Raw genomic sequence first — 4,095 nt, forward strand, 5'->3', positions numbered from 1 at the left:
AGTGTTCGGATTCAAAGGTAAATCTACGGGACGTGGGTGAGTGGTAACCAGTCCAACCGCCGGTTCACAAAATCGGAGCGCGCAGGTTGAAATCCTGCCGACTGCAATTATATTTTGCCTCGGGTAGCCAAGATGACAAAGGCGCTCGACTGCTAATCGAGTTATCTTATTGACGCACGTGAGTCAAGAGGATATGCACGGGTTCAATCCCGTCCGAGGCGATAAAGCAAAACACCTTCAGAAACAGAAGGTGTTCTTTTTTTTTGCTTAATACTTACTACTTACTACTCAATACTCATTTCATTGAGCTCTCTCCAGCCATTGTCCACGTTATCTTGAATCTCTTTGACCGCCTGTTCATCTTTGAGCAAGTGATCAAATCTTTTTTGCGTTTTCAAAAATTCTTGAACCGGTTTTATTACTGTCGGCTTGGCGGTAATTTTATATTTTCCGTTTTCAATTTCATAAAGAGGCCAAAAGTTGGTTTCAAAGGCCAGTTCTGAAATTCTGATTGTGTCCTTGGGGGAATATCCCCAACCAGGAACGCAAGGAGAAAAAACCAGAAGAAAAGAAGGCCCTTTGGTTTCAAAAGCTTTCTTGGCCTTAGCAACCAGATCCGACAGATTGTGAACAGCAGCTTGAGCCAAATAAGGCATATTATGGCCGGCCATAATTTTCATCATATCTTTTCTCGGCGTTTCTTTCCCCAACGGAGTCGTTTCGGTTTTAACTCCTTCCGGCGTGGCTGAAGACCTCTGATTTCCGGTATTTTGGTAAGCCCCATTGTCGTAGCAGACGTAAAGGAAATTGTGCCTCCTTTCCACTGCTCCGGACAAACTTTGAAATCCTATATCATAAGTTCCGCCATCGCCTCCGAAAGCAACGAATTTAAATTTCTCGGCCCCTGATTGAAGCTTTCCCTTTTTCGCCAAAATTTTATGAGCTGTCTCTACTCCGGAGATCGTAGCAGCCGCGTTTTCAAAAGCGTTATGAACAGAAGAAATCCCCCAGGCATTATCAGGATAAATAGTTGTTGTAACTTCAAGACAGCCGGTTGCCATTGAGGCGGCTATTGGAGCGTCTGTTTGAGCCAGTATCTGGCGAACAATAACAGGAATAGGACAGCCGGCGCAAGTCCGAGTGCCCTTGGCCAATTTTTGTTTATTTAATTTTCCCGCCAATTCTTTGTAATCCATATTTATTGAATATATTTTATTTTGTCGTCAATTTTTCCTTTTTTTAAATCTGCAAACACCTGTTCTATTTGCCTTTCAAAAATCGCTCTCCCGCCAAGCCCGAAAACATATTTCTGAATAGGAATTCTTGTTCCGGCTAAGCTCTGATTAATTTCAGCGAAAAGAGGAGGATTAGCGCCAAAAGACATAGACCTGTCTAAAACAGCTATCTTCTTAACCTTTTTCAGCGCCTCGGCAATTTCTTTGTAGGGAAATGGCCTGAAAAGATGAGGTTTCAAAAGCCCGACTTTTTCTCCCTTATCTCTTAATTTATCAACGACTTCCTTGGCCGTTCCGGCTGTGGAATTCATAACAACAATAGCTGTATTAGCGTCTTTCAAACGATATTCTTCAAAAAACTTATAATCCTTGCCGGTTATTTTCTTAAAATTCTTAGCCTCCTCCTTGAATATAGCCGGAACTCTTTCAATGGCTTTTTGCTGGCTCAATTTAAATTCAAAATGAGAATCCTGAACGGAAAACGGCCCGACTAAAATCGGTTTTTGAGGATTGAGGAAATCATAAGGAGCATTATATTCTCCGATAAAATCAGCTATGGCTTTATCGTCAAAGATAGCCACTTTCTCAAGCTGATGAGTGCTTATAAACCCGTCTGCCATAACCATAATAGGCAGAGAAATTTCTTTTCTGGAAGCGATTTTAAAAGCCAAAATCAAAAACTCATAAAACTCTTGAGCGTTCTCTGTATAAATCTGAATCCAGCCGGAATCGCGGACCATCATTGAATCAGAATGGTCGCAATGGATGCTTATCGGCGCTGACAAAGCCCGATTAGTTATGGCCATTAAAATCGGCAGGCGCAAACCGGAAGCGACGTAAACGATTTCCGACATCAAGGCTAATCCTTGAGAGTTGCTGGCTGTGGCTGTCTTGGCTCCGGCTACAGCTGAACCGACACAGGCGCTCATGGCTGAATGCTCTGACTCAACATTTATTGTTTCAGCGTTAACCCGGCCGTCAGCAACCATCTTACTGAATGTTTCAATAATCGGGCTTTGGGGAGTAATCGGATAAGAAGCCATGACCTCAATTCCAATCTGACGCAAGGCCTCGGCCGCCGCCTCCCCGCCAGACATCGGTTTTATTATATAATTTTTTGTTTTCTCTTTTTTCATAAATTACTTAATCACTTAATCACTTAATGACTTCTTTTATTTCTTATTCATGGTGATGGCTTTGGCCGGACATTCTTGAGCGCAAATTCCGCATCCCTTGCAGTATTCAAAATCAATTTCCATCTGTCCCTTATTCTCGTTGTATTTTATGGAATTTTCCGGACAAAAATTAACGCACTTAAAACACTTAGCGCATTTGTTGTTATCAATTGAGGGAGTCAAAACACGCCAAGAACCGGTCTTTAGCCGTTCGCTTGTTCCAGCCGGCAAAACCGGCTTTAATTCTTTAAATTTAGATTTTTTCATAACCGATTTTTAATGCTTTAATATTTTTCTCCAATACTTCTTTCGGTAAGCGGGAAAACTTGCTCTCTACCGATTTTGCCAATTCCTCCAAACTCAAGATCCCTGAAACTTTCGCCAGGGTGCCGATGGCCGAGATATTGGGAAAGTCTTTTCCAAACAATTCAAAAGAAATTTTAGTCGCGTCAATGGATAGAATTTTGATATTAGATATTTTTGGAAAAAATTTTTCTTTAAGTTCAACAGGGGTTTTAGAAGAATTAAAAATAAAAGTCCCTCCTTTTCCCAAATGTTCAATAATCCCTCCGACATTAGGGAGGTCTTCATCCAGAACCAAAACTATGTCTGATTTTTCCACCGGTTCGTTGCTTCTTATAGCTTTATCTCCTCCTTCTCCGATTTTAATATAAAAATTAGTCGGCGCGCCGGTTCTTTCCGGCCCGAATTCAGGGAAGGTTTTTGCTTCCATTCCTTTATTGATGGCGGTAGTGGCGAAAATTTCCGCAGCTGTCTTCCCGCCCTGCCCCCCTCGACTATAAATTCTAATCTTTAGCATAATTCAATTCTACCACTTTTATTGTTTTATGTTTATAGCCCCCCCCCGCAGGCATTGTTTACGCATTTGCAATTATCGCCTGTAGCACAGGAACATGCGTAACATAAAATATTTTCTGATTGCGCCTTTATTAATGGCACGTAAATAAAGTCTGCGCATCCACCGCAACAGCTAGCGCACAGGCATTCGCCATCATTTTCGCAATATGTTTTATTCTTAATATATTCCGGTTTCGGATATTTTGCGGAAATTTCACCAGTTTTTGCGTCAATGCCAAGCTTAACTGCAACAGCATTCGTTGGTTGCCATCCCTCGCCTTTATGATAAGAGACAACCCAAGTTAGCTTATCAATCTCTTGTCCGCATTTTACATAGACACCTCTCACCTGCCACATCATATCACACCACCCTGTTTGAAACGCAGTTAAATCCGCATCCGGATATAGCTTCAAGAACTCCTTCACTTCTTCGGTTGCCTTGGCTATCGCTATAGCTTTAGATTCTGTAATTTGGGCTTGTGTGTTCTGTACCTTTTTGGGACTAATACACAATCCGTAACAATAAGGATCCGGAAGTCCGCAAAAAGTATTTGGCGGACAAGAATTAATATTGTGTCTTATCCCAATACATTTGCTCTCTGATCCGCAAGGCTTAGGACAGAAGAATGACACAAGCAAAATCACTGCCAAAATTCCAATTACGATTCCCGCTCCGATTAAGATTTTTGTTTTTGAATTCATAATTTTTATTGAAATTTTGCCCTTCTTTCTTTATCGATTTTGAGGATCTTTATACCGCTTCTTAAATCCGCCTGTCCGCTCGTATATCTCCCACATAATCATCCATGACGCCACCATTACCGCCA

At 41.5% G+C, this 4,095-nt stretch carries 5 protein-coding genes; all 5 read right to left on the reverse strand.

Translation table 11 applies throughout. The features are described from left to right. Positions 1-284: 284 nt before the first annotated feature. Genes COS96_02105 through COS96_02125 form a run of 5 tightly spaced genes read right to left on the reverse strand, consistent with a single transcriptional unit; the run spans position 285 to position 3,970 of the window. Positions 285-1,202, reverse strand: coding sequence for a pyruvate ferredoxin oxidoreductase (locus COS96_02105; protein PIU43861.1), 918 nt, complete (start codon positions 1,200-1,202; stop codon positions 285-287). Next, positions 1,199-2,371: a pyruvate ferredoxin oxidoreductase gene (porA, locus tag COS96_02110; protein PIU43862.1), complete on the reverse strand. Its 1,173-nt coding sequence runs from the start codon at positions 2,369-2,371 to the stop codon at positions 1,199-1,201. The genes COS96_02105 and porA overlap by 4 nt, the downstream gene beginning before the upstream one ends. A 36-nt stretch (positions 2,372-2,407) precedes the next feature. Continuing rightward, the gene (locus tag COS96_02115; GenBank protein ID PIU43863.1) at positions 2,408-2,677 is read right to left on the reverse strand and encodes a pyruvate synthase; all 270 of its coding nucleotides are present in this window, start codon (positions 2,675-2,677) and stop codon (positions 2,408-2,410) included. Continuing rightward, positions 2,664-3,233, reverse strand: coding sequence for a pyruvate synthase (locus tag COS96_02120; protein ID PIU43864.1), 570 nt, complete (start codon positions 3,231-3,233; stop codon positions 2,664-2,666). The genes COS96_02115 and COS96_02120 overlap by 14 nt, the downstream gene beginning before the upstream one ends. Positions 3,234-3,262: 29 nt before the next feature. Further along, on the reverse strand, positions 3,263-3,970 hold the full coding sequence (locus tag COS96_02125) for a hypothetical protein (GenBank protein PIU43865.1): 708 nt from the start codon (positions 3,968-3,970) through the stop codon (positions 3,263-3,265). Between the last annotated feature and the right edge of the window lie 125 nt (positions 3,971-4,095).

Source organism: Candidatus Nealsonbacteria bacterium CG07_land_8_20_14_0_80_39_13 (assembly GCA_002779355.1).
Classification (GTDB): domain Bacteria; phylum Patescibacteriota; class Minisyncoccia; order Minisyncoccales.

Bases quoted from the DNA above. Each gene is read 5' to 3' on its own strand.
- porA (PIU43862.1), bottom strand. From the start codon at position 2,371: ATGAAAAAAGAGAAAACAAAAAATTATATAATAAAACCGATGTCTGGC.
- COS96_02115 (PIU43863.1), bottom strand. From the start codon at position 2,677: ATGAAAAAATCTAAATTTAAAGAATTAAAGCCGGTTTTGCCGGCTGGA.
- COS96_02125 (PIU43865.1), bottom strand. From the start codon at position 3,970: ATGAATTCAAAAACAAAAATCTTAATCGGAGCGGGAATCGTAATTGGA.